Consider the following 24,649-nt stretch of genomic DNA (forward strand, 5'->3'; position numbering starts at 1 on the left):
TCGGCTCCCTCATTGAAACGCCGGCATCACCTCGGTGATGAACCGCTCAAGCGAGGCTTTCTTGCGCTCGAAGCTCATGCTGGAGTCGATCCAGAACGAATACTCATCATAGCCCAGGGCCTCGTATTTCTTCAGCCGCTCGATCACCGCCGCCGGTTCGCCGATCACCAGATCGCGCTCCATCGCCTCGGGCGAGTAGAACGGATGCGCGGCAATTTCCTCGTCCGGCAGCGGGTCGATGAGTCCCTGCGACACGTCCCGCTTGTTCATGAACCAGGCGCCGAAATAGTTGTAGAAGCGGTTCAGCTCCTCCGCCCCGCGTTTCACATCTTCGGCGCTGCCGGCCACATAGGTGTGCTGCAGCAGCATGATCTTCGGCCGCGGCACATTGGAATGCTTGGCGCAAGCATCGTTGAACTTGCTCATCAGGTCCGCGATCTCTTCGTCGCCCTTCCACAGCGGCGTCACCTGCACGTTGCACCCCTGCGCAACCGCAAACTCGTGACTGTTCGGATCCCGCGCGGCGACCCAGATCGGCGGGCCGTCCTGCTGCAGCGGCTTGGGCGAGGAGGTGGTCTTCGGGAAGGAATGAAACTCCCCCTCCTGCGCATAGTCGCCCTGCCACAGGCTCTGCACCGCCGGGATCAGCTCCCGCATCCGCTGGCCGGCCTCCCAGGCGTCCATGCCGGGCATCAGGCGCTCGTACTCAAATGAGTAGGCCCCGCGCGCGATCCCGAGGTCCAGGCGGCCCTCGGTTATGATATCGGTCATCGCCGCCTCGCCCGCCAGCCGGATCGGATGCCAGAACGGCGCAATCACCGTCCCCGTTCCCAGGCGCACGTTCCTGGTATGGCGCGCCACGTCGATCAGGTTCAGGAACGGGTTCGGCGAGATGGTGAAATTCATCCCGTGATGCTCGCCCGTCCAGACCGCGTGCATGCCGCCGTCATCGGCAATTTTGCACAGCTGGATGAACTCGTCATAAAGCTGCTTCTGATCATCCGCCCCGGAAATCCGCTCCATATGCGCGAAGAGGGAAAATTTCATGCGCTGTTGCTCCCTGTTGCGGCCTTCGTCCCAACTGGGCGGACCTGGCCGCTGGTCTGGTTTCCGTAATACACCCCAAAATTGCCCATCCGGCTTTCACTGGCGAACCGTTCCAGCATGGTGCAGACGGCCGCATCGGCGATGTCCATCAGCGTGGACTGGGTCAGCGGTGTGAAAACGCCCTTGGCCGGTGTGCCGCCGGCCGATTGGCATAGAAACGAGATGTGCTGATATTCGCGCGCTTCGTCCTCGAAAACGGAATAGATGAACCCAGGCTCCGCCTCGGCTCCGGTTTCCGCGATCAGGCGGGCCAGGGCGGCAGAGGCGCCCTCCTTACCCACGCGGGTTTCCGGCAGCGTCAGCTTGCCCTGACCGTTGCCCAAGAGCAGAACCTTGCCCTCATGCTCGATAAGGGCCGAGACGATCAGCTTGGCGCCCTGGCTCAGCGCCTCGGCCTCGGCCGCCGCGGTCACATAGGCGCCGCGGGCATAGCCCAGCCCCGGCGCGGGCGAGGTTTCAAACGCCTCCACCCTGCCGATCAGGATCAGGTGGTCGCCGGCCTCAACCCGATCGTGCATCGAACAGTCGAACCAGGCGGAAACGCCCTCGAATACCGGGCTGCCCTGCGGCCCCCTCCGCCAGCTGACGGCGGCAAAGCGGTCCTCGACGGGCCGCGCGAAGGTGTTGGAGACATCCTTCTGGTCTTCGGCGAGCACGTTGATGGCGAAGCCCCCGGCCTGCTCGAAGGCCGCATAGTTGCTGGAGGAATTGGCCAGGCACACCAGCACCAGCGGCGGGTCCAGCGAGACGGAGGTGAAAGAGTTGGCGGTGAAACCGATGGGGCTGCCGTCCGGATCATGCGCCGTGACCACGGTGACGCCGGTCATGAAGGTGCCAAAGGCGTTGCGCAGGGCGCGCGGATCAATGCCGCTCATGACGGCTGCTCCTCTGTGTTCAGCCAGTGCCGCAGGGCGGCGTTGACCTCGGCGGGGGCGGTCAGGTTGACCATATGCCGGTGGCCTTCGATGACAACCGCCCTGCCCCGCGGCGCGGCATTTGCCATGGCCTCCGCCATCCCCGGTGTCGAGTTCGGGTCGCCATCGCCGGTCAGCGCGAGCAGCGGGATAGTGATGCTTGCAAACCCGTCCGCATAGGTGCGGTCACCGCGGGCAAAGGCAGTATAGGCGGCGGCGTAGCCCTGCAGGTCGACTGCGGAGAGCCATTCCGCCACCTGCGCCCGCGCTTGCTGGTCAGCCGCGCTGCCGTCAAACCACCGGGCCAGCGGCGTTTCCAGATCAAAGCTGCCCGCGCGGATTTCGGCGGCGCGGGCCTCGACCGCTTGCCGGGCCTCGGCAGAGCGCCGGAACACCCCGTTCAGCAGCGCCACGCGCGCCACATGCTCAGGGTGGCTTGCCGCAAATCCGCCGGCAATCAGCGCTCCCATGGAATGGCCCGCCAGGCTGACCGGCCCCAGATCCAGCGTTTGCAGGACCGCATGAAGCCAGGCCACATAGTCCGGCAGGTCTGCTCCCGCAGGCAGCGGCGCGCTGCCGCCGTGGCCGGGCAGGTCCAGGGCAATCACCTTATGGGTCAGGGACAGCGCCTCGATTTGCGGTGCCCAGGCTGCCGACTGCATGCCGACCCCGTGGATCAGAACCACCGGATCGCCCCGTCCTGCCCGCTGGCAGGTGACCGCCCCGTATGGCTCAGACAGCTGCAGGGTTGCCGGCGTCATGGCCCAGTTCCTTCAGGTCCTGGTAGCGGTCGCCGATGCGGTGATGCGGCCGCCCGCCGATCGAGGCGCCTAGCGCGATCACGATCTCATCCGGCGCCGGCGCATCGGCCACCGACAGCTGGATGGTCAGGTAATGGCTGCGCCGCCCGCCGTCGTGCTTGTCCATCAGCGGGATTTGCAGGGGCGCATTGGCAGGCCCGCGGGTGTTGGTGAACGCCAGATAGGATTTCGCCCCGACCGCCTCGCGGAAGTGATTGCCGAAGCGCAGGGTGTGGATCAGGGCGGAAGCATGCTCCACCTCGCCGTTCACGCCGACGATGGCGGATTTGCCGTAGCCCTCAACCTTATCGCCGCCGCCTGCGGCTTCAAGGATCATCGCCGTCAGCTTCGCCCCCAGACCCGGCGCGCAGTCATGGATTGCCGGGCGCAGGTCCTCGACAAACCCCTGCCCTGCCCAGGGGTTTCTGATCACCGCCACCGCGGCGATCATCTTGAGCGGCGTTTCCGCTGCCTTGCCGCCCTCGATCAGGGTTTCTTCGACATGCAGCAGCGTCTTGCGGATTTCGGCGGGCATGGGCGGGTCTTTCCTGTTTGATTCCACTGCTCGTAATATGGTATACCATAATACAGTATGTCAACGCAGACTTGTTCCGCCCTGCCCCGGTTGCTATGGGATGAAGTATGACCAGCCCCATTATGAGCAAAATCGATCACCAGCCGCAGACCCTGCGCGGCATTGTGCAGGAACGGATGCGCGAGGCGATTGTATCCGGCCAGTTTGCCCCCGGCGAACGGCTGGTAGAGCGCCCCTTGTGCGAGCAGCTCGGCGTCAGCCGCACCGTGGTGCGCGAGACCATCCGCTATTTGGAGGCTGAGGGGCTGGTGGAGATCCTGCCCGGCAAAGGCCCGATCGTGGCGCAGCTTGGGTGGGAGGATGCGCGGCAGATCTACGACATCCGCGAGATGCTGGAGACCGCCGCCGCCACCGCCTGCGCCCGGAACATCACACCGGCGCTGGCAGAGCAGCTGAAGGCAGCACTGAACAGGCTGCAAGAAGCCGTGGCGGCAGGCGTGCCCGGCCCGATGCTGAACGCCACGACAGAATTCTACCGGATCATCTTTGACGGCGCCGGCCACAGTGTCGCCTGGGAAATCGTCCAGCGTCTGAATGGCCGCATCAGCCGGTTGCGGGCAGTAACGCTCTCGACCGCAGAGCGGCAGAAACCCGGCCCTGCCCGTATTCAGGACATCTGCGAAGCCATCGTGTCAGGCAGCGCCGAGGCTGCCAGAGCAGCAGTCCAGAGCCATCTGGCGGAAGCGGCGGCTGTCGCTAAACGGATCCTTACTCAAGAAACGGCCAGGAACGGCGACTAGGTATGCCTTGCAGGTTTGCCGGTCACACGCTCCGTTTGCCGGCATCAAGCGCCTCGCCGGCAGGCCCAGGTTTCCGGTTCCATAATTTCACGATCAGCAGGGTGGCCGACAATTGGGCCACGGCAAAGATGGCCATAGCCGTCAGAAGCCCCAGCATATCAGCAAGCGCGCCACTTGCGATTACCGGCAGCGAGAAGCCTGCATAGGCATAAACGAAAAGACCTGCGGTGGCGCGCGCGCGGTCGTCAGGAGCGCGCAGCGAAACTTCTGCCAGCGACGCCAGATAGGTGAAGCCATAACTTGCTGCGCTGGTGATGCAGGTTCCGGCAAGTACCAGGATCAGCAGTTTCAGCCAGACACCTGCCAAGAGCACGAGGAACCCGAGCGGGATCAGGACAAACCCGAGGGCCAGCGCCTGATCGTTTGTCCTGCGCCGGGCTATGGGCTGGCACAGAAAGCCCGCGAAGATAGCAAGGAAAATAACAAGCCCGGTCCAACCGCCAAGGCCATTGGCCGCCAGTTGCAGAGGCACGACAGCAATGGTCATGCCGGTCGTGGACCACGCCAGTGCCATTGCGGCACCGAACATCCACGTACCCGGCGGAAAGACCGGCATCCGCAGAAGCGAGACGGGTTTCGGGCGGTCTGCCTTGGGCAAGGCAAAGACGGCCACCGCCAAGACGGGCACCGCTGCAAACAGGGCAATATAGCTGGCCGGCAGCAGCGTAGCTCCCTGAACCGCCAGGCTGACACCGGTTGCCAGGGCGCCGCCGCCAAAACCGAGTGACGTTGCCGATGTAACAACCAAGGCCGCATTCCGCGCGCGGTCTGCGCCGAGAATTTCCGCCATGTAGGCAGCCCCGGATGTTGTTGCCAGGCCAGTTCCGATACCCAGCAAAAACCGCGCGGCCATAAGGCTTGTCCAGTTGGGGGATTGCACCAGCAATGCCGTTGCCAGCGCGCCGAGGATCAGAGCCAGCGCAATGGGAATACGCCGCCCAATCCGGTCCGACAGTCCGCCCAGCAGCAGCAGCGTGGGCATGAGACCGCCGGCATAGGCCGCAAATGCTACCGCCACAGCCGTGGCGCCAACACTGCTTCCGGCCGCATAGACACCGTAAAGCGGGGCTTGAAGGTTCACAGCGAAGGTTACGGTGAACAGGCTCGCTGCAAGCAGGCAGGAAGAAATAAAGCGCGGCATCCGGGCCCTCGTGAATTGACTTGGCTCCGGATTGCCACGAGGCTTCTTATATGACAATTTTTCTATTGTACTAATGACAGTGGGCGCATGAAGAAACCCAGATACGCGCGTCTTGCCGATATGCTCGCGAGCGCGATCCAGGACGGGAAACTGGCTCCCGGCTCCAAACTGCCAACTCACCGCGCATTTGCCGAGAAATCCGGTGTGGCTCTCGCGACGGCAACACGCGTTTACAAGGAGCTGGAGCAGCGCGGCCTGGTGGCCGGAGAAGCCGGCCGCGGCACATTCGTGCGCGACCCCGGCCTGCCGGTGACGCTGGGCGTCCATCAGACCGCCGCCGAGGGTGTCACGGATCTTGTCTTCAACATGCCGGGGGATGCCCATGACGCCGGGATGCTGCGCAGCGGACTGCGGCGGCTGGCGGCTGCCGGTGATCTGGAAGCGATGCTGCGCTATCAGCCTCATGGCGGACGCATGCATGAACGCCGGATCATTGCAGAAAGCCTTGCCCCGGCTCTGGGCCAAGTTGACCCTGAATGCCTGCTGGTAACTTCGGGCAGCCAGCATGGCCTGGCGGTCACCTGTCTGGGGCTGCTCCGGTATGGCGATGTGATTGCCGTGGATAGCCTCACCTACCCGGGCTTCAAATCCGCGGCATCTTTGCGCGGCCTTGAACTTCTCCCTGTCGATGGAACGCACGGTGTCATGGACCCTGATGAACTTGAGCGGCTGTGCCGTCTGCGGGAGGTCCGCGCCGTTTACCTGATGCCGACGGTCCATAATCCCTTGGGATCGGTCATGGATGAGGCCGCACGTCTTCGCTTGCTCGGCGTCGCACAGCGGCACGGCCTGCTGATCATTGAAGACGCCGCCTACGCGTTCCTGGAGCGGAAACCGCCGCCTAGTTTCTATTCCCTGGCGCCTGACCGGACAGTTCACATCGGCGGGTTTTCGAAGAATCTCGCGACAGGATTACGGCTGGGATATGTGATAGCCCCTGAAAGCCGGACCCTCCCCCTGCTGGAGGCTATCCGCGCGACGGCCTGGAATGCTCCCGCGCTGATTTCCGGCCTGGTCGCGGGCTGGATTGAGGATGGGTCGGTGAAGGCATCCGAAGAAAACCGCAGGCGCGATGGTGCGGAGCGCCAGTCTGTCTGCCGGAAAGTCTTCGGCACGCTTCCCGTCCTGTCACATCCCAATGCGGGTTTCGCCTGGCTGCCGCTTGAGAAAGGGGTGCGCGCCCAGCCTATCGTCACGCGCCTGAAGGAGCAGGGTATCTTGGTGTCCGGTGCGGAGCCGTTCGCAACCTCTACCGCCGCTCCGCAGGCATTGAGGCTCGCCTTTGGCGGAGTACCGAAAAGCGAATTGGAAGGCGTTCTGAACACGGTTCGAGAAGCGGTGCCGGCCCGCTTCGCCGGGTGCTTGTGATAGGTGGAAGGGGCAATCGGCAGGACTGAGCCATGCCGCGCCATTGGTTCGAGCGGCAATGGCGACGGCAGATCGGCAGAACTGGCGCAGCCTGGCCGAACCAGATGTGGCAACCTGCCGCAGCTTGGAAAATTCGGCCGGGTTGCGCCGCTTCGGTTCCGTTCCGGTCCCCCGTTCTCCAAAGCATTGAGGTGTACCGCGTCAGTTGGGGGATCAGGATCAGCTACTCTTGTTGCACCGGGCGGTGTCCGGTCCGCGCGGTCTTCGCTAAACCCGCATTGCGGATGTGAACGCGGGATTTATAGAAACGCGCAGCTTGACACCCACACGCAATCCGTGGTGCATCGAAATTCCCGGGCGAGCCGCCGGACGCGTCCAGCTTGTAAAAGTCAGGCCCCTGCGGCGGAGCGTCACCTCAAGGAAAAGTTAAGGAACTCATTCTAGGTTTCGGACGTCTGAAAAGGGAATAGTTCCATGCGGCCAGTATCGCTTATATTCACGTTTGCATTTCTTTCTTTTTCGGCCTGCACCGGATACGCGAGTGAAGTTGTGTTTGCCAGCCTCAACAACAACGTGCGCAAGCAAGTCGATCGCTTTACCCGTCTGGAAGTTTATCTGGAAAAAGAGCTTGAGGATATTGGCGTCACCGATGTGAGGCTGGAAGTTTTTCAGGATCCGAAGCTGCTCTCCCAGTCCTTGGAGAGCGGGAGAGCCGATTTCTATTTCGATAGCCCTCTGGTTGCAGCAAAAATTGGGGCCCCGGCAGGTGCCGAAATGTTTTTGAGGCGCTGGAAACGTGGCGTTGGCAAGTATCATTCAGTAATTTTTGTGAAATCTGACAGCGGCCTCCAATCTCTGGACGATCTGCGCGGGAAGAGGATTGCCATGCAGGACCCGGCCTCGACTTCCGGGTATCTGTTGCCGGTTTCGATCCTGTCCGGATACAGTTTGCCTCTGGCCGAGATCAAAAGCCGCGAGGATATGCCCGCAGAGGATGCGGTTGGATATATTTTCACCGGCGACGACAAGAACACCGCGCTCTGGGTCGCGAAGGGCTTTGTCGAGGCTGGAGCAACCGACAATGTCACGTTTGCTCAACTTGAGAAAGTTGCACCTGGCCAGTACCGCAGTCTTGCGCGCAGCAGCGATCTGCCCCGCCAGGTCCTGCTGAAGCGCAAAGGGTTGGATCCGGTTGTTGCCCAGCGGGTGGCTGATGTGCTGACTTCCATGCACCGGACCGAGGAGGGGCGGAGAATTTTGCTCAAGTTCAACAAAACAACAAAGTTTGAGCGCTTTCAGGAAGGGCCGGAAGAAACAATGGCGCCGCTGCTTGAAATACTGGACACTCTGGCCGGAGCCGACATGAACGGATGGTAACCGCTTCTCGGGAAAATCAGCTCGGCCAGCGCCGCATGCGGCCAGCTTCGGTCCGGCGGGGCTGGCGCTTCAAGCTTTCCATGTCGATCGGGCTTCTTATCGCCACATTTGTTGCCCTGCTTATCATTATTAATGCCAGCACACAGCTTGCGTTTGTCAAAAAACGGTACCTGGATGGCGCGCGGAACCTCGGATCCATTGTGCGCGAGGTTTCCCTGCAGAATATTGCAGACGGCCGTCTGGCTGAATTGGATGTGATCTACGAGGAATGGTCGGAGCAGCCTGACGTTCTTGCTCTGGAGTACATCGATGTCACCAATTTCCTGCTGGTGACCGGGGCAGCCGGGGGCGGCGAGCAGTTCCTTACCACGATCAGCGACCCATTGGTGGACCGGGCCCGGAATACCGGCACCGATATCATTGAAGAACACCCTGAGTTTATCGTGATGGCATTTCCTGTCACGATGGGGACGCGTTATCTCGGGACTATCCGGCTTAAATACGCGCGGCGCGTCTTCAATGAGGAAGTAAAGGTCGTCATTAGGAAAAACCTGCAGCTCGGTGCCCTATTCACCTTGGCAGGGCTGGTTTTAAGCACTTGGCTTGCATCCTCGTTGACCGCGCCGCTTCGAAGGCTGGACATGGCCAGCAAGCTCGCGGCGGAGGGGGATTTATCCCAGCGGATATCAATTCAGAGCAGCGACGAGGTGGGAAGCCTGGCGCGGTCCTTCAATGTCATGCTGGACAAATTGCGCGAGCGGGTTGACGCATTGGAGACGACCAAACAGCAGCTGTTTATCTCGAAACGGGAATTGGAGCGCCGGAACCGCCTGTTGCTTCAATCCGTGGCCGAAGCTGAAGAAGCAAAAACCAGAGCCGAGGCTGCTGAAGCGGCCAAATCCAATTTTGTCGCACGCATGAGCCATGAAATCCGCACGCCCCTGAACGGTGTTCTGGGTATGACGGAACTGCTGAATGAAACAGACCTTTCTGCGGAACAGGCGGATCTGTTGAACACTATCCGCGCGTCCGGGGATTCCCTGTTATCGGTGGTCAACGACATTCTCGACTTTTCCAAGATTGCCTCAGGCCATATGTCGCTGCGGTCCGAGAACTTTGATCTGGCCGATTTGGTGGACAGCACAGTGCAGTCGTTTGCAGCGTCAGCATGCAAACCTGGATTAGAGATTGTATCGCATACCGCCCCGGACATTCCGGCAAGGATCGTGGGAGATCCGATCCGTCTGAAGCAGGTGCTCACGAACCTGGTAGGCAACGCCCTGAAATTCACTGACACCGGATACGTCCAGCTGTCGGTCTGCCGTATGCATTCCGAAACCGGCGAAGAACTTCTGCAATTTGACATAGCGGACACCGGCTGCGGTATTCGCGCGGAATTGATCGGCACGCTCTTCAATGAATTTACACAGGCAGACGTATCGCTCAGCCGCGCGCATGAAGGCACGGGGCTTGGCCTCGCAATTTCCCGCGGGTTCGTGGAGCTGATGGGCGGCAGGATATGGGTGCGGTCAGAGGAAGGCAGTGGCACGGTATTCTCTTTTGCCATCCCATTGAGAGCGGCCCGTGATGACCCCTCGGGCAGAACCGCTGCAATACCGGACTTGGAAGGGCGGCAGGTTAAGGTAGCGCTGAGATCCGATGTGGCAGCGGAAGCTATTGCAAAGCAACTGGCCGGATGGAATGCGCGCGTTGCGATTATCGGAGGCGGCCCCAAGACCGAAAGCCTCGGAATCCCAACGAATGGCAGCCCTGCCCCGGTCTTAATTATCGACCATTCGTTGCTTCAAACCTATCGCGAGGAACTTGAAGATTGGCGTGCGCAATGGCGGCATGAAGCGGCGGCGCAAGTCATTGCCTTGGCAGAGCCAGGAAACACCGTTGCGGGGGGTGATACAGCTAAACAGCTCGTTGATAGCGTTTTGTTCAAACCAATTTCGGCGAGGAAACTGGCGGCGGCCGTGGCCGGTACCAAAAAGAAACGCGGTGTTCCGAAGCAGCCTGGTTCACAGCCTGGCAAACCGCTTTTGAACGCGGCGAGAGTTCTCCTTGTGGATGACAACGAAACGAACCGGAAGATCGTTGAGTTGCTCCTGAAGCGGCAGGGAGTGACATTTGAGACCGCTATCGACGGCCGGGCGGCTGTCACCCGGTTCCCGGAATTCAAGCCTGATATCGTTCTGATGGATGTAAGTATGCCGGAAATGAACGGTTATGACGCCACTCGCGCCATTCGCGCAATGGAACGGAAAAATGGGCTCCAACCGTGCCGCATAATTGGGCTTACCGCGCATTCATCGTCCGGCGACCGGGAGGCGTGTTTGGCGGCGGGAATGGACAAACACATCGCAAAACCCATCAAGCTGGACGTCCTGCGGGGGATCATCGGGGCGGAGGCCTGGTCCTTATAAAAATCCTTCCCTTCAGGGAAAACGGGTGTGTCTACCTGCATGCCTGGGAGACCGGCTCGCGGCCAGATCCTGTCCAAACACCAGGGAGCAGCGCAGGGTTCACAGCCAGTAACGCGTGCCTCAGCCCAGCCGGGGGTGGAATACTGAAAAAATGCCCGTGCTTGGCAGAGCGCGGGCATTTTCATTTTGCGGTCAACGCTTCGGAGAAACGCCAGCCCTTGCAGACCGCCTCCGGCGATCAGCACCAACATCGGGCCAGGCGCTTCCGCTGCGGCCGAATCAGTTAGCCATCAGAAGTCCTGCCACTGGTCTTTCGCCAGGTTCCCTTCGACGCTCACCGGGGCGCGCAAGGGTGGGTGTTCCGCCTCCCACTCGGCCCCGTGCGCAGACGGTGCGCCAGGCTGGCTTCGGGCAGACTCATGCAACCCGTCTGCCCCGGCGGGCATCTTGAAGCGTGCAACCAGCTCTGCGAGTTTGGTCGCATCGCCGCTGAGCATGTGGCCCGCCGCCGAGGACTGCTCCACCATGGCTGCGTTCTGCTGCGTCACCTGGTCGAGCTGGACCACGCCGGTGTTGATCTCACCCAGGCCGGTGGATTGCTCGGCCGCGCCCTCGGCAATATCGGATACCAGCTGGGAGATGTGATTGACCCTGTCGACGATACTGTTCAGGGCCAGGCCGGCTTTTCCGACCAGGTCGACGCCGTGCGTTACCTGCTTGCTGCCGTTGTTGATCAGTGTCTTGATCTCCGTCGCAGCGTCCGCGGAACGCTGAGCCAGGCCGCGCACTTCGGACGCCACGACAGCGAAGCCGCGGCCGGCTTCTCCGGCCCTTGCCGCTTCGACACCTGCGTTGAGCGCCAGCAAGTTGGTCTGGAAGGCGATGTCATCGATCACGCCGATGATCTGTGCGATTTTTGCCGAGGACTCCTCGATTTCGGTCATCGCCGAGACCGCATTCTGGACGATGACGCCGCTGCTTTCTGCCTCCGCCCTGGCTTCGCCCATGATGGTTTCGACGCTGCGGGCGCCTTCGGCTGCGGACTTCACGCTGGCCGTCAGCTCCTCCAGAGCCGCGGCGGTTTCCTCGAGCGTCGCCGCCTGCCCTTCGGTGCGGTTCGACAGATCGTCGGAAGACTGGCTGATCTCGGCCGCGCCATTCTTGATGCTTTCCGAGGCGGTGATGACCTGGGCGACCGTCTGGCCAAGCGTGGAAACGGAGCCGTTGAAGTCCTTGCGCAGCTGCTCGTAGTCTTCGGGGAAAGTCTGGCTGATGTGCACCGTCAGGTCGCCCTGCGCCAGGTCGGACAGCCGCCCGCTGAGTTCGCGCACAACTTCGGCCTGCTGCGCGTCGCGCTCACGCTGCGCCGCCTCCAGTTCCTTTTCCCGGATCAGGGATTTGCGGAACACATCCAGGGAACGTGCCATCGCGCCGATTTCATCCCCCCGGCTCTGGCCCTTGATCGCCACGCCGGTATCCCCTTCGGCCAGACGCCCCATCGAAGCGGTAATTGAACGCACGGCATTGCCGAGATTGGCGCCGATGAACAAGGCTACAATGGCCCCGATCACAACTGCGGCGGCAACCGCGCCGAGGATCACAGTTTTGGTGTGCGAGGAGGTTTCGATGTTCTCCTTCTTGCGGGCATCCATCAGTTCCTGTTCGATCGACGTGAACTCGCTCATGATACCGCGAAACCGGTCGAAGAAATCCTTGCCGCGCTCTTCCCCGACCAGACGGGCAACATCGTCCATGGTCACGGCAGTTCCGATTGCGCGGCGCAGGTCCAGCATAGGCTCCACGACCGCTGTGCGCCACTCATCGATCACGGTTTTCATCTGGCGTAGACGTTCCACCTGCGCTGGGTTGTCGCTTACTGTTTGCGACAGATCCCGGATCAGGGTTTCAATCGACTGCCGGCCTGCCTCGAAAGGTTCAAGAAACTCCTCCTTCCCCGCAAGAAGGAAACCGCGCATCCCGGTTTCCATGTCGACAGCGGCGGCCGCGATACTCATTGCGTGTTCGATCACCGAGTGAGTATGGTCCACCATGCTTACGGCATTCCGAATGGACAGCACCGAGCTTTCACCGCGGTCGAGCAGCCGGGAAAACTCTGCGCTGCGCTGCTCCAGAAGACTTTTTTCCTCTTCGATAAACTCGGCCGCCAAGCCCCGGAAATTGTCGAAGTACGCTTTCCCCTCCGCCTTTTGGACCTGGCGCGCGAGGTCGACCATAGTTTTCGAGTTGCCAATACTGCGGCGCATCGAAATCTGATGTTCAGCGACTTCCGATTGCCATTCCTTCAGGACCTTTTCCGCCTTGGCCAAACGGGCCACTTGGGGGGGGTTGTCACTCACTGTCTCGCGCAGCGACTCCAGCGCGGCAAAAGCCCGCGCATCGCCGCTCTCGTAGGGGGTCAGGAAGTGTTCCTCACCTGCCAGCATATAGCCGCGCATGCCGGTCTCCATGTCCACCGCCGAAGCGACGATGGTGTCGGCCTGCTTCAGGACCTTCACGGTATGATCGACCCAGCCGGAGGTCTCCGACATTTTTGTAAGATTTGTTTGCGCGACGATTCCAATTCCAATCGTTAGCACCAGTGGCACTGCAGTCGCGACTAATACCTTTGCCTTGGTATTCCAATTGGAGAATTTCCAGAGCCCAGCTCTCTTATTAGTTGAAAGTTTTGAAGTCATTACCTGCGCCTCCTAACGGCGAAACTAGTGGAACGCATTTTTGTTGCCCGAAAAAAGTTTCGAAATGGTGTCATTGCCAAATCAGGAATGAATTCTCTCCTTTACCCGGCCTTATACTTTTACGACATTTTTTTGGTCCGGATCTAATTCCGCATGGCGGCGGAGTTGGCTGATGGCGGGGCTTGAAAGCGGCCGCAGCAGGGCCGAGCCAGGGCTGGTCCATGGGCTGGATGTTTGACAAATTCTCCGGCGGCATGCGCCTGGATCCTGACCGTGACCGGCACCTACGACCGTGCCTGCCCTGTGATCCGCGTCTGCCGCTCCGCAAGGGCGATGGAAGTGGCCGACGCGCCCGGTGGAGCCTGTCTTAGGCATGAAATGCCCAGGGAATGCCCAGGGCGGTCCCCGTCGGACAGGGTATCCAGTTCACTTCGATGAAGCTGGGCTCAGGGCTCATAACCAATGCCGCGCCGCCGCCCTGCGCCGAACGTCTCACCCTGTTCCAGTCCCCGGTGGCGGCGGGCGAGGCAATTAAGCCTTTTACCCGCGCGGCGAAAAAACATCGCGCAGCATTAACGGAAATAAATGCGGCAGAATTCTCCGATTTTCGATTTTGAAAACCTTCTCTTTAGCGCGCTGGGGCAAAAATGAAGGCACTGGACGGGCACTGTTCAATAAGGTCCTATTTCTTTTCATGACCAACGGATTGCTGCCGATCGCTCCAGAAATATGTTTCGCCGGCAACTTAGTAATGTTGCAAGGCGATATTCCGGGTGGACGTAATGATCATCGGATTTAAGACTGCCGTCGTGGCCTGCCCCCTTTTCTGATCCCCATTCACAATGAGAGCCAAGGGGTTGGGGCTCAGAGCAAGGGTTGGGCAGGCTCTGCATCATGGTGAGGGATATTGCCGGGGGCGGGTCAAACGTTCCATTCGGTCAGGCTATTACGGGGTTCCTGACCTGCTTGCGGGGCGCCTGCAAGCCCATCTGCACCTCTCCGCTCGGCAATTGGCGCGAACAGTATGAAATCGATATCCAGCCCCTTTAGAAACCATTTAGCGGTCGCGCGGCCTAATCAGAGACATCGCCGGGCAGGGAAGCGCAGGCTGACGCATCTATGACGCGACCTTTGCGAGCCGGCTGCTCGAATGCATCGAATTTGCCTTGCGCTCCTGTGCGGGGGTGATGCCAAACTGCTTCCGGTAATGCTGCGTAAGCGTGGAGGAACTTGCATACCCAACTGCATTGGCAATGCTGGAAATGGTGTCCCAGGAATACCGCACCATCTGCCGGGCCGCCTTCAAGCGCTCGCGGCGGTAGTATTCGCCCGGGCTAAGGCCTGTGGCAGTGCGGAAGCTGCGCTCCAGCTGCCGCGGTGAGATGCCGGCCATGCGGGCGACATCGCGTATGCCGACGGGAGTTTCGACGTTCTCGGAAAAGATGGACATCGCCTGTTTGACTGCTGGCGGCATCTGGTCGACAGTTCGGCCGCTCTGCAGAACCGGAACTTTCTGCCGGGCGCTGCCGCTTCGGATGCCGGGATGCTGAAACAGGCAGGCGACCTCATTCATTTCCGCTTCTCCCAAGGCGTGGCAGATCAGCTCCAGGCACATATCGAACATCGCCGATGCTCCTGAAACCGTGTGAACCGTACCGTCGCGGACGGCCAGCCTGTCCACTGCCGTGCAATCCGGAAAGGCGGTTTCAAAGGCGGTCCGGTAGCACCAATGGACAGCGCAGCGCCGCCCGGAGAGAACGCCGGTTCGGGCCAGGGGAAAGACCCCGCCCGCGACCGCGCCCAGGGCAACGCCATGACGGGCCAGGAAACGCAGGCGGCCCGGACTTGAGACCGGGTTCTCAAAAACCGCTTCCGGCCCGGACAGCAGGAACAGGCAGTCGAGCCTTTCAGCTTCCGCCAGGCTGGAAGCCGGAGAAAACTGGATGCCTGCAGAAGCAGTGGCCTGCGCACCGGTCTCGGTTATCAGGGACCATGAGAACACCTGGTGCCCCGCGATTTCATTGGCAGCCCGCAGAGGCTCTACAGCTGCGGTCAGGCAGGCCATCGGAAAGCCGGGAAACAGCAGGAAGCCGATGCGGCGGAGGGGGGCGGGGCCGAAGTCGCTGGAATGAAGCGTCATGGCCCTACTCCAGTCCCAGTGCTTCTTTCCTGGACCGTGCCCAGGTGGTGACCAGGTGGTCCACCATCAGCCCCATGAAAGCGACAGCAAGACCCAGCACCAGTCCTTTGCCCACATCGGTGGAGGACAGCGCCCGCTGCATTTCCTGCCCAAGGTCCTGGGTGCCGATGAAGGCAGCGATGATCACCATGAACAGCGAAAACATCACCGACTGGTTGACCCCGACCATGATGGTCGGCAGCGCCATCGGCAGCCGCACCTTCCACAGGGTCTGCATCCGGGTGGCACCGGACATGTCGGCGGCCTCGATCAGGGGTTCCGGCACCTGCCGCAGCCCCTCAATGGTGTAGCGCACCAGCGGTACAGCCGCGAACAGGACCACGGCGCCGACCACGGCAACGTCATTGACGCCGAACAGCATGACCACCGGGATCAGGTAGATGAAGCTTGGGAAGGTTTGCAGGGTGTCGCAGACCAGCAGCGCGATGCTTGCGCGCTTTTTGTTGAACGCCCCCCAGATCCCGAGCGGGAAGCCCATCACCGCGGCGATGCAGACGGCGACCACCACGGTGTAGACGGTGATCATGGCGCGGTCCCACCAGCCGGAGATGGCGATGAGGCCGAAGAAGGCAAGGCACACCAGGGCCGAACGCGCCCCGCCGATGGCCCAGCCGGCGGCCGCCAGCAGCGCCAGCACGGCGGCATAGGGCATCCACAGGAAGGCATCGCGGATCGGGATCAGCACCCACGTGATCAGGAACCAGCGCAGCCACTGGGTGAGCGGGTCGATCAGCACGATGAACCAGTCGGCGCCTGCGTCAATCGGCTTGGAGATGGTGAAGGCGTCGCGGCGGCCGATCTGGTCCATCAGGGGGATGAATTGCGCCAGCAGCCAGCAGGCCGCCGACAGGCCGATGGCGAGCAGCAGGAACTTGTTGCGGACCGCAAATGGGGTGCCCTTTTCGAAATGCCCGGGCTGCTTGGTGGCCCAGGCCTTGGTGCAGCGGTCGAGCATGACCGCCAGCAGCACGATGGTGATGCCGATTTCGACGGAGCGGCCGATCTTCAGGGCCTGCAGCAGCTGCAGCAGTTTTTGGCCAAGGCCCGGCATACCGATGAAGCTGGCCAGAACCACCATGGCGAGGCATTGCATGATGACCTGGTTCACGCCCACCAGGATCTCGGTCCGCGCTGTTGGAATGCGCACGTGGCGCAAAAGCTGCCAGCGCGTGGAGCCGCACATATGGCCGCTTTCGATCACCTCGTGCGGGACCTTGCGCAGACCTAGAAGGGACATGCGGATCATCGGCGGCACAGAGAAGATGATGGTGACGATGGCGCCTGCCTTGGGGCCGACGCCGATGAAAACAACCACCGGGATCATGTAGGCAAAGTGCGGCAGGCTTTGCGCGATGTTAAGGATCGGGTTCAGGATCTTCTCGAAGGTTCTGGAGCGCCAGGCGAGGATGCCCATCAGCAGGCCGAACAGGATCGAGAAGGGGGCGGCGACGACGATCACGGAAAGCGTCTCCATCGCCCATTTCCACTGCCCCATCACGGCGATCCAGACAAAGGTGCCACCGGTCAGAAGCGACAGCCGCCAGCCTTGCAAGGCATAGCCAATGACAAAACCGATGCTGGCAATCACGGTCCACGGGATCGGCCCGATCCGGGGCCAGCGGTTCTTGCCGTAGAGCAGGTTTGCGGTCACATCGAGCAGCCATTCCACTCCGTCGGCAAAGGCGCGGGTCAGATACAGAAGGCCCAGATCATCGCGGACAAAGGCAAACACCGCATTGATCCAGTCGGCAAAGGGCAGAATAAGCCACTCCGGCGGCCGCACCAGCCCTGCGGGCAGCAGCGCGTTGCCAGCGGCCAGCAAACAGGCGGCGGCAAAGATTGCCCAGCCGGTTCTGGCGCGGGTCCAGGTATGGGATTTTTCGGAAAGTATCATGGCCTGGTCCGTCATGATGCCTCTCCCAGAAGCACATCGAGCGCTTCCTGCCGGTTCAGGGCGCCCGTGAGGGTGCCGGAGGCATTGGCGACCGGCAGGAACTCCCGGTTGTCATTGACCAGCAGGCGGGCCAGTTCGGAGATCGTCTGCTTCTCCCCCACCGGGCTGCCGGTCAGTGTGCGGCCGCTGACCCCTTGCGCCAGCACTCCGGCATGAACGACGCGGGACTTCTCGATTTCCTCGGTGAACTTGGCGACGTATTTGGTGGCGGGGTTCAGCACGATCTGATCGGGGGTGGCGCATTGCTCGACCACGCCATCCTTCATGATGGCGATGCGGTCGGCGAGCCGCAGGGCCTCGTCGAAGTCGTGGGTGATGAAGACGATGGTCTTGCCCAGCATCGCTTGCAGGCGCAGGAATTCGTCCTGCATCTCGCGGCGGATCAGCGGGTCAAGGGCCGAGAACGGCTCGTCCAGGAACCAGATGTCGGGTTCGATCGCCAGGCTGCGGGCAATGCCGACGCGCTGCTGCTGGCCGCCCGAGAGCTCACGCGGGAAATAGTCCTCCCGCCCCGACAGGCCAACCAGCTCGATCACTTCAAGCGCCCGGGCGCGGCGCTCGTGGCGGTCCTGGCCGCGCATCTCCAGCGGAAAGGCGACGTTTTCCAGCACGGTGCGGTGCGGCAGCAGGCCGAAACTCTGGAACACCATGCCCATCTTGTTGCGGCGCAGGGCGATCAGCTCTTTCTCGGACATTGCCCCGATGTCCTGGCCCTCGACCCGGACCTCGCCGCCGGTGATATCGATGAGCCGCGACAGGCAGCGCACAAAGGTCGATTTGCCGGAGCCGGACAGCCCCATGATCACCAGCATTTCGCCCTTGGCGATGTCCAGGGACACGTCGCGCACCGCGGCGATGTAGCCGGCCTGGCGGATGTCCTCGAAGCCTGGGCTGCCGCTCAGCGAATTCAGATATTGCTGCGGGCGGGCTCCGAACAGCTTCCAGACGTTCTTGCACGAGATGACGGGGGCGCGGGCGGTCATGGGTCAACTTCCTTTGGCGGAAAAGCCCGGGGCAGCGGGCCGCCCCGGCAGTTTGGAGAACACAGGAGATTATTCGGTCCAGGGCTTCCAGACGTCCTCGTTGGCCTCCAGCCATTCGGCAGCAGCGTCTTCGGGCTCCATCTCGTCCACATCGACCAGCCGCGCCATCTCGGCGATCTGCGGGTTGGTGAAGCTGATTTCGGTGAGGGTTTCATAGGCGGCCGGCCATTTGTCCTTCATGCCGTCCCAGGCGGCCTTCTTGAGGTAGCCGTTGGAAGGGTTGCCGCAGTCATAGGTGGCATCCGGATTGGGGCCGACGGCAGGGTCGGTGTCGCAGCCATCCACCCAGGCGGGGAACTCGACGAACTCGCCCGGCCAGACCGCTTCGGCAAAATTCGGGGTCCAATTGAAGATCACCACCGGGCGGCCGGTTTTCTCCGCCGCCGCCACTTCGGCCCAGAGCGCGGAAGCAGAGCCTGCGTTCACCACCGTGAAGTTCATGTCCAGCGCTTCAACCCGCTCGGCGTCATGTTTGAGCCAGTCCACCGGCCCGCCAAGGAACCGGCCCTTATCACCGGTTTCCGGGGTGGCAAAGACGGCGGCGCAGTCATTCAAAGCCTCCCAGTCCGGCAAGCCGGGGCAGGCTTCCTTGGTCCAGGCGGGATACCACCAGTCTTCCCTGGTAATGGCGTTGTGGCCCCCGGCATCATGCAGGCCGCCCTTGGCCAGGGCTTCGTTGAAGGACTTGCCAAAGGCGCCTTCCCAGACTTCCAGTTCCAGGGTCACGTCTCCCAGGCGCACCGATTCATAGACCGCCTGGCTGTCAGTCGAGACGTATTCGACGTTATTGCCCATCGACTCGTAGATCTGGCCGACGACGTGGCTCATCACGATCTGGCTGGACCAGTTGTGGATCGGAATTATGATCGGGTCGGAGGAATCCTCTGCCATCGCCATCGGGGTTGTCATGGTCATGGCCGCTGCACTGGCCAGTATGTATTGCCGGTAGTTCATGTTCGTCTCCCTGTTGCCGCAGCCCCGGTCCTGATGGCCGGGCTCTCTCGTTGTTCTGTGAAAGCCGCGCTTTCGGGGAGAGAGGGTAGGAAGCGGATGTGAACAGGTCAGCCCGGCGGAATGAATGGGCTGGCCGGCTATGTTAAAATTTGTTAACCAACAGGAAAATACCGCGAGAGGCACCGCAGTCATGGCGCATATTCTGATCATCGAGGATGAGCCGGTCACCCGGGCGACACTCGCCAGCTACCTGAATGCGCAAGGCTACCGTGTCTCGGAAGCCGAGACGGCGGAAGAAGCGGAGAAAACCCTGGAGCAGCAGGAGGTCGATCTGCTTCTGGTCGACATCAACCTGCCGGGAAAGGACGGGCTGCAGATAACCCGTGAACAGCGTGCCAGGTCGGAGATGGGGATCATTCTGGTGACCGGCCGGGACGATGAGATTGACCGGATCATTGGGCTGGAGCTGGGCGCCGATGATTATGTCTGCAAGCCCTTCAACCGGCGCGAACTGCTGGCACGGATCAAGAATCTGCTGCGGCGGACACAGGATATCCGGCGGCTGTCCCGCCGGATCTACAAGTTCGCGCGGTTCCGGTTCGACGTGGCCGCGCGGCATCTGCAAACGGCGGAGGGCGACAGCATTCCGCTGACCCGCGCGGAGTTCGAGGTGCTGGATATGCTGGTCAGCCGGGCCGGCGAGGTTGCATCGCGCGATGCGCTGATGAGCCGGGTGACCCACCGGCAGTATGGGGTGAATCCGCGCACCGTGGATGTTCTGATACGGCGGTTGCGCGGCAAGCTGGAGGAGGACCCCGGACACCCGCGTATCATTACGACGGTGCATGGCGAAGGCTATGTCTTCACTGCGCCTTTGCTCTGACAGCCTCGAACTCGCGCATCACGTCCGCAATTGCGTTCAGAACCCGCGGCACCAGGTCTGTCAGGTCCTGAACCAGCTGCGCGGCGCGCCCGTTCTTCTTCTGGGCGGCGCAATGTTCCAGTTCTGCAAGCAGCTCCGCGAGGTCGTTCTGGCCAAACGTGCCCGCCGCTCCCTTGGCGCGGTGCGCCGTTTTAGCCAGAACGCCCATATCCTGCATGGCCAAAGCCGCCTCGATCCTGGAAACGCTCTGCGGCAGCTCCTTGAGAAACAGCCGGGCGATCTCCAGCGCCTGAGCTTCTCCCAGATCCTGAATGTTGCCGCGGAACAGGCGGCGCAGGCCCGCCGCACGCCCCGTTGCATCCGGGGCGGCCTGCGCATCCGGGGGGGCCTGACGTGCTGACAGATACACCTCGCCGTAGCGCCCCTCACAGACGCTCGCCAGGGCCTTGGCGAGCCGTTCCGGCGAGACCGGTTTGGCGACAAACCCGTTCATGCCAGCCTGCAGATGCGCCTCGATCTGGTCCTCCTGCACATGCGCGGATATGCCGATCACCGGCAGTTCGGCCAGTCTTGGATCCGAATGCGCGCGCAGCCGGCGGGTTGCCTCGGTGCCGCTCATCCGCGGCAGGTTCACATCCATCAAAACAAGATCAAACTGGCTTTGCGGCAGCAGCTCGAGCGCTTGTTCGGCGCTGGAGACGCACACGCAGCCATGCCCCATGCGCTCGAGATACCCCTGGGCGACCATCTGGTTGATTTCGTTATCTTCGACTACCAGGATCGACAGGCTGACATCGGCCGGGCCAAGTACCGTTTCGCTTTCGCGGGGTGCCAGATCCCCGGGATCACCGGGCCCCATTTCCACCGAGAGCGAAAAGACCGAGCCTACGTTCTTCGTGCTCTCCAGCGACAGGCGCGCGCCGATCGCCTCGGCAAACCGCTTGCTCACCGCGAGTCCCAGCCCAGTGCCGCCAAAGCGCCGCGCGGTCTCGGAATCCTCCTGCTCGAAGGCTTCGAAGACCCGGGATTTGGCCTCGGCCGCGACGCCTTTTCCAGTGTCGCTCACCTCGAAGGTAACCAAATGGCGGCCCTCAGCTGCCTCAGCCGCCCGCACCCGCAGGATAACCTCTCCGTCTTCGGTGAACTTCAGTGCATTGGACAGAAGGTTGAACAGGATCTGGCGCAGTTTCGCAAGGTCGCCAGTCACAGCGCCGGGGAGGCTGCCGGGCGCGTCCAGCCACAGGTGAATGCCTTTATCCTCTGCACCGGGGCGCATGAGAAGAACAATGCCCGTGACCAGTTCGCGCAGGGAGAAGGTCTCATTTTCGGGCGTCAGGCCGCCGCTTTCGATCTTGGAGTAGTCCAGGATATCATTCAGAATTTTCAGCAGGTTCTGGCCGGAGGCAAGGGCGGTCTTCAGACGTTCCATCTGCCCTGGTGCCAGGCCGTCGTCGCAGAGGCTGCGCAGCATCCCCAGCACGCCGTTCATCGGTGTGCGGATTTCGTGGCTCATCATGGCCAGGAATTCGGATTTGGCGCGATCTGCGGCTTCGGCTTTTTGCCGGGCCTGTTCGTGGGCCTTTACCTCGTGGCGCAGCCGCTCGGTTTGTTCTTCGACCATGTTCTGCAGATTGTTCCGGTGTTCCCGCAATTCCCGCTCGTTCAGATCCCGCTGTTTTTCCAGTGTGCGTTTCTCGATGGCCTGCTGGCGGAAGACCTCCACCGCTTCCTCCATCCGGGCGATTTCATCCCGGCCCCTTGGCCGCACCTCCCGGTCCAGCTGGCCGCGCATGAGGGCGGCCATGGTGCCGGAAAGCCGGTTCAGCCGCCGGGTCACGTGGCCGCGCACGAAGAACCAGACGACAGCAAGCGACAGAAGCAGGCCGGCCCCCGCTGCAACGCCGTTTCTCAATTGCGCCCGGCGCATCTCGGCCGCAGCCTGATTGCCCGTGCTGAGCGCCTTTGCCTGCGCCTGGTCGGCAACCGCTGCGGCTTCCCGGCCGAGGCGGAGGGCCGTATCCTGGAGTTCCCGTTTCAGCGCGGTGATCCGGTCCGTGGTTGCCAGGATCCGGTTCCTGAGCGCAAACAGACCCGCGTCTCCGCCGTTCACGGACCGGAGCTGGGAGACATGGGTTTCCGCTTGCTGGCGCCGCCCCGGATCCCTGATCGCCTGCACCCTGCGCGACACAATCGCGAGGCGGCGGGCCAGAGAAGCCTCGATTTCGCCCAGTGCGGTTTCGTTCTGCGCCTCGTCGATCCGGTTGATCAGAAGACCGATTTCAGCGGATTGCGAGCGCAGCTCGAACATCAGGCCAAGCTGGAAGAGATCGACTTCGATCAGCTTGTCCAGCGTATCGGTGCGCGCGGATTCTTCCAGGCGGGATTCCGGTGGCGCATAAAGACTGGAGATGACCGCGGTCGTGCCCATTTCCGCATTCGCCACCAGCGTATCGGCCATGCCGAGAAGTTCATTGGCTGCTGCCAGATTGCGTTCAGCAAGCGCCTTGAAGGCGCCATGCAGCGCGATGCGGGTATCAACCAGCCCGTTCAATTCATCCAGCGCCCGGGCCGCATCCGACACCGTCGCCTGCAGCTGCGCGGTTCCCGAGCTCGCTTCGAGGTTCAGCGTGTCGATCCGGCGTGTCAGGGCGCCGATCTGGTCCCGCAGGAAGACAGCACGGTTTTCCCGGGCGGCTTGCGTTTCCACCTCTGCCAGTTCCGGCGCGATTGCGATGATCCGGGTGCTCTCCTCTGCCATGCCGCGTACCCCGGCGATGGCCGGGATGGTCTGACTGATGACTTCGGCCTGGCGGCGGGCCAGCGCCCGCAGCTCGAAAACTCCCAAGACCCCCGCAATGGTGGGCAGCCCGGCGATCACGATGAACGCCAGGCTCAGTTTTCCGCCTAGCCCGAAGTTTCTGAACATGTCCGACTTTCGCGCGGAACAGCGGTTTTCGCAATTTTGAATTTCCCTGCTTGCCGCCGCAGGCCTATCGTCGGCGGCAGGAAAGGAAAGGCATGCGTTTCATCTGGTTCATCTTTCAGGCGGTCCTCTGCTCCGGCGCTGCGGCGGAAAGCTGGCGCCTGCAGGTTCCGCGGGTACCGTTCGATTACAGCAGCGGCTATGAAACCGTTGATTACCTGCCGCTGGCCAGAGCCGCGCAGCCATGGCAGCTGTGTATTGCCTATCCGCATCTGAAAGATGCCTACTGGCTGAGCGTCAACTACGGGATGGTGACAGAGGCCCGCCGGCTGGGCGTGTCCTTCAAGCTGGTCGAGGCCGGCGGCTATCCGAATTTGCAGCGCCAGATCGAGCAGGCTGAGAGCTGCATCGCCGAAGGCGCTGATGCCTTTGTGGTCGGAACCGTGTCATATGCAGGCCTCAGCAGCACGGTGGAGCGCATTTCAGCTTCCATCCCGGTCATCGCCGCGGTTAACGACATTGCCGACACGGGGATCACCGCAAAAGTTGGCGTCTCCTGGACGGAAATGGGAGCCGCCGCAGCCCGCCTAATCGCTGAGCGTCATCCCGAAGGGACGCGCCCGGTAAAGGTGGCCTGGTTTCCCGGCCCGGCAGAAGCCGGCTGGGTGAAGTTTGTAGAACAGGGCTTTCGTGCCGCCCTGGCCGGCAGTGCCGCCGAGGTGGCGGTTGCCAAATACGGCGACACCGGCAGGGAAATTCAAGTGAGGCTGGTCGAGGAAGCGCTGGATGAGGTGCCGGATCTCGACTTTATCGCCGGTTCCGCGCCAGCGGCGGAAGCGGCGGTGTCGGTGCTGCGCGCCCGCGGCCTGCAGGATCAGGTCCAGATCGTATCAGACTATATGACGCACGCCGTCTATCGCGGCGTGCTCAGAAACCGGATCATCGCTACCCCCACGGACCTGCCTGTGCTTCAAGGCCGCTTGGCCATCGAGCTGGCTGTGCGCGCGATCGAACGGCAGCTGCAGTTTTCACATCTTGGTCCGAAGATCCAAATCTTCGACCAGCAATCCACAGATCCCAGGATCCTTGAATTGTCATTAGCTCCCGCAGCATTTGCTCCGGTATTCGAGCTCAGGATTCCCAAGTAGGCTCCAAATTCGATTATTTACGGCACCAGATTATCGCGGCATCGCCAACGGCAGCTTTCCGGTGCCGGAAGGCCGCTCGGAGCCCAAACCACCTCGGCGCGGTCAGTGACGGGCTGAAAGGGGAAAGAGCCGGGACGACCGGCGAGTCCAGCCAGGGTTCACAAAACATTGAGCGGGGTGAGACCGGCAGTCCGGCTGCCGGAACTCGGAATTTTCTGCAAGCTTGTTATACTTCGGTTGGTTCGGGACGGGCCTTG

At 61.9% G+C, this 24,649-nt stretch carries 18 protein-coding genes; 7 read left to right on the forward strand and 11 right to left on the reverse strand.

All coding sequences use genetic code 11. The features are described 5' to 3' along the window. Window positions 1-9: 9 nt before the first annotated feature. Genes ACOHWE_RS16860 through ACOHWE_RS16875 form a run of 4 tightly spaced genes read right to left on the reverse strand, consistent with a single transcriptional unit; the run spans window position 10 to window position 3,356 of the window. Entirely contained in the window at window positions 10-1,047 is a 1,038-nt protein-coding gene (locus ACOHWE_RS16860; protein ID WP_420667886.1) for an LLM class flavin-dependent oxidoreductase, read from the reverse strand. Beyond that, window positions 1,044-1,982: a flavin reductase gene (locus tag ACOHWE_RS16865; protein WP_420667887.1), complete on the reverse strand. Its 939-nt coding sequence runs from the start codon at window positions 1,980-1,982 to the stop codon at window positions 1,044-1,046. Before ACOHWE_RS16865 ends, ACOHWE_RS16860 begins: the two co-directional genes overlap by 4 nt. Next, window positions 1,979-2,782 (reverse strand): alpha/beta fold hydrolase, encoded by an 804-nt coding sequence (locus ACOHWE_RS16870; protein WP_420667888.1) that lies wholly within the window; start codon window positions 2,780-2,782, stop codon window positions 1,979-1,981. Before ACOHWE_RS16870 ends, ACOHWE_RS16865 begins: the two co-directional genes overlap by 4 nt. Further along, complete coding sequence (locus ACOHWE_RS16875; RefSeq protein WP_420667889.1) at window positions 2,754-3,356, reverse strand: amino acid synthesis family protein; 603 nt, start codon at window positions 3,354-3,356, stop codon at window positions 2,754-2,756. Before ACOHWE_RS16875 ends, ACOHWE_RS16870 begins: the two co-directional genes overlap by 29 nt. 107 nt (window positions 3,357-3,463) lie before the next feature. Between ACOHWE_RS16875 and ACOHWE_RS16880 the strand changes: the two genes are divergently transcribed. Beyond that, complete coding sequence (locus ACOHWE_RS16880; protein ID WP_420667890.1) at window positions 3,464-4,156, forward strand: GntR family transcriptional regulator; 693 nt, start codon at window positions 3,464-3,466, stop codon at window positions 4,154-4,156. A 22-nt stretch (window positions 4,157-4,178) separates the two neighbouring features. On the opposite strand, the gene ACOHWE_RS16885 is transcribed toward ACOHWE_RS16880, so the two are convergent. Further along, window positions 4,179-5,357, reverse strand: coding sequence for an MFS transporter (locus tag ACOHWE_RS16885; RefSeq protein ID WP_420667891.1), 1,179 nt, complete (start codon window positions 5,355-5,357; stop codon window positions 4,179-4,181). A gap of 87 nt (window positions 5,358-5,444) precedes the next feature. Between ACOHWE_RS16885 and ACOHWE_RS16890 the strand changes: the two genes are divergently transcribed. The 3 genes from ACOHWE_RS16890 to ACOHWE_RS16900 all read left to right on the forward strand — a co-directional run bounded on the left by ACOHWE_RS16890 (window position 5,445) and on the right by ACOHWE_RS16900 (window position 10,591). Further along, window positions 5,445-6,785, forward strand: a complete 1,341-nt coding sequence (locus ACOHWE_RS16890) for an aminotransferase-like domain-containing protein (protein WP_420667892.1) — start codon at window positions 5,445-5,447, stop codon at window positions 6,783-6,785. A 474-nt stretch (window positions 6,786-7,259) separates the two neighbouring features. Next, a complete protein-coding gene (locus ACOHWE_RS16895; protein ID WP_420667893.1) occupies window positions 7,260-8,162 on the forward strand; it encodes a phosphate/phosphite/phosphonate ABC transporter substrate-binding protein in 903 nt (300 codons plus the stop codon). Then, window positions 8,156-10,591: a hybrid sensor histidine kinase/response regulator gene (locus ACOHWE_RS16900; protein ID WP_420667894.1), complete on the forward strand. Its 2,436-nt coding sequence runs from the start codon at window positions 8,156-8,158 to the stop codon at window positions 10,589-10,591. The genes ACOHWE_RS16895 and ACOHWE_RS16900 overlap by 7 nt, the downstream gene beginning before the upstream one ends. 290 nt (window positions 10,592-10,881) lie before the next feature. Here the strand turns inward: ACOHWE_RS16900 and ACOHWE_RS16905 are convergent, their stop codons facing one another. Next, on the reverse strand, window positions 10,882-13,140 hold the full coding sequence (locus ACOHWE_RS16905) for a CHASE3 domain-containing protein (protein ID WP_420667895.1): 2,259 nt from the start codon (window positions 13,138-13,140) through the stop codon (window positions 10,882-10,884). 581 nt (window positions 13,141-13,721) lie between these two features. Here ACOHWE_RS16905 and ACOHWE_RS16910 point away from each other — a divergent pair. After that, window positions 13,722-13,904: a hypothetical protein gene (locus tag ACOHWE_RS16910; RefSeq protein ID WP_420667896.1), complete on the forward strand. Its 183-nt coding sequence runs from the start codon at window positions 13,722-13,724 to the stop codon at window positions 13,902-13,904. A 500-nt stretch (window positions 13,905-14,404) separates the two neighbouring features. Here ACOHWE_RS16910 and ACOHWE_RS16915 read toward each other — a convergent pair whose 3' ends face one another. The 4 genes from ACOHWE_RS16915 to ACOHWE_RS16930 form a co-directional block, all read right to left on the reverse strand. Beyond that, window positions 14,405-15,427: a GlxA family transcriptional regulator gene (locus ACOHWE_RS16915; protein WP_420667897.1), complete on the reverse strand. Its 1,023-nt coding sequence runs from the start codon at window positions 15,425-15,427 to the stop codon at window positions 14,405-14,407. A gap of 4 nt (window positions 15,428-15,431) precedes the next feature. Beyond that, window positions 15,432-17,396 carry an ABC transporter permease gene (locus ACOHWE_RS16920; RefSeq protein WP_420667898.1) on the reverse strand — a complete coding sequence of 655 codons (1,965 nt, stop codon included), beginning with the start codon at window positions 17,394-17,396 and terminating at the stop codon, window positions 15,432-15,434. Beyond that, a complete protein-coding gene (locus tag ACOHWE_RS16925; RefSeq protein WP_420667899.1) occupies window positions 17,393-18,424 on the reverse strand; it encodes a quaternary amine ABC transporter ATP-binding protein in 1,032 nt (343 codons plus the stop codon). Before ACOHWE_RS16925 ends, ACOHWE_RS16920 begins: the two co-directional genes overlap by 4 nt. A gap of 69 nt (window positions 18,425-18,493) precedes the next feature. Then, entirely contained in the window at window positions 18,494-19,438 is a 945-nt protein-coding gene (locus ACOHWE_RS16930) for an ABC transporter substrate-binding protein (protein ID WP_420667900.1), read from the reverse strand. Between the two features lie 190 nt (window positions 19,439-19,628). On the opposite strand from ACOHWE_RS16930, the gene ACOHWE_RS16935 reads away from it, so the two are divergent. Continuing rightward, window positions 19,629-20,321, forward strand: a complete 693-nt coding sequence (locus ACOHWE_RS16935; RefSeq protein ID WP_420667901.1) for a response regulator — start codon at window positions 19,629-19,631, stop codon at window positions 20,319-20,321. Here the strand turns inward: ACOHWE_RS16935 and ACOHWE_RS16940 are convergent. Next, window positions 20,302-23,247 (reverse strand): response regulator, encoded by a 2,946-nt coding sequence (locus tag ACOHWE_RS16940; protein ID WP_420667902.1) that lies wholly within the window; start codon window positions 23,245-23,247, stop codon window positions 20,302-20,304. The two genes, ACOHWE_RS16935 and ACOHWE_RS16940, sit on opposite strands and share 20 nt — an antisense overlap. Window positions 23,248-23,339: 92 nt before the next feature. Between ACOHWE_RS16940 and torT the strand changes: the two genes are divergently transcribed. Then, window positions 23,340-24,392 carry a TMAO reductase system periplasmic protein TorT gene (gene torT / locus ACOHWE_RS16945; protein WP_420667903.1) on the forward strand — a complete coding sequence of 351 codons (1,053 nt, stop codon included), beginning with the start codon at window positions 23,340-23,342 and terminating at the stop codon, window positions 24,390-24,392. Window positions 24,393-24,649: the final 257 nt, after the last annotated feature.

It is taken from the genome of Cribrihabitans neustonicus, assembly GCF_048820895.1.
GTDB lineage: Bacteria > Pseudomonadota > Alphaproteobacteria > Rhodobacterales > Rhodobacteraceae > Cribrihabitans_A > Cribrihabitans_A neustonicus.

Bases quoted from the DNA above. Each gene is read 5' to 3' on its own strand.
- torT (WP_420667903.1), top strand. From the start codon at position 23,340: ATGCGTTTCATCTGGTTCATCTTTCAGGCGGTCCTCTGCTCCGGCGCT.
- ACOHWE_RS16885 (WP_420667891.1), bottom strand. From the start codon at position 5,357: ATGCCGCGCTTTATTTCTTCCTGCCTGCTTGCAGCGAGCCTGTTCACC.
- ACOHWE_RS16935 (WP_420667901.1), top strand. From the start codon at position 19,629: ATGGCGCATATTCTGATCATCGAGGATGAGCCGGTCACCCGGGCGACA.
- ACOHWE_RS16910 (WP_420667896.1), top strand. From the start codon at position 13,722: ATGAAGCTGGGCTCAGGGCTCATAACCAATGCCGCGCCGCCGCCCTGC.
- ACOHWE_RS16940 (WP_420667902.1), bottom strand. From the start codon at position 23,247: ATGTTCAGAAACTTCGGGCTAGGCGGAAAACTGAGCCTGGCGTTCATC.
- ACOHWE_RS16930 (WP_420667900.1), bottom strand. From the start codon at position 19,438: ATGAACTACCGGCAATACATACTGGCCAGTGCAGCGGCCATGACCATG.
- ACOHWE_RS16880 (WP_420667890.1), top strand. From the start codon at position 3,464: ATGACCAGCCCCATTATGAGCAAAATCGATCACCAGCCGCAGACCCTG.
- ACOHWE_RS16860 (WP_420667886.1), bottom strand. From the start codon at position 1,047: ATGAAATTTTCCCTCTTCGCGCATATGGAGCGGATTTCCGGGGCGGAT.
- ACOHWE_RS16875 (WP_420667889.1), bottom strand. From the start codon at position 3,356: ATGCCCGCCGAAATCCGCAAGACGCTGCTGCATGTCGAAGAAACCCTG.
- ACOHWE_RS16895 (WP_420667893.1), top strand. From the start codon at position 7,260: ATGCGGCCAGTATCGCTTATATTCACGTTTGCATTTCTTTCTTTTTCG.
- ACOHWE_RS16870 (WP_420667888.1), bottom strand. From the start codon at position 2,782: ATGACGCCGGCAACCCTGCAGCTGTCTGAGCCATACGGGGCGGTCACC.
- ACOHWE_RS16890 (WP_420667892.1), top strand. From the start codon at position 5,445: ATGAAGAAACCCAGATACGCGCGTCTTGCCGATATGCTCGCGAGCGCG.
- ACOHWE_RS16920 (WP_420667898.1), bottom strand. From the start codon at position 17,396: ATGACGGACCAGGCCATGATACTTTCCGAAAAATCCCATACCTGGACC.
- ACOHWE_RS16905 (WP_420667895.1), bottom strand. From the start codon at position 13,140: ATGTCGGAGACCTCCGGCTGGGTCGATCATACCGTGAAGGTCCTGAAG.
- ACOHWE_RS16900 (WP_420667894.1), top strand. From the start codon at position 8,156: ATGGTAACCGCTTCTCGGGAAAATCAGCTCGGCCAGCGCCGCATGCGG.
- ACOHWE_RS16925 (WP_420667899.1), bottom strand. From the start codon at position 18,424: ATGACCGCCCGCGCCCCCGTCATCTCGTGCAAGAACGTCTGGAAGCTG.
- ACOHWE_RS16865 (WP_420667887.1), bottom strand. From the start codon at position 1,982: ATGAGCGGCATTGATCCGCGCGCCCTGCGCAACGCCTTTGGCACCTTC.
- ACOHWE_RS16915 (WP_420667897.1), bottom strand. From the start codon at position 15,427: ATGACGCTTCATTCCAGCGACTTCGGCCCCGCCCCCCTCCGCCGCATC.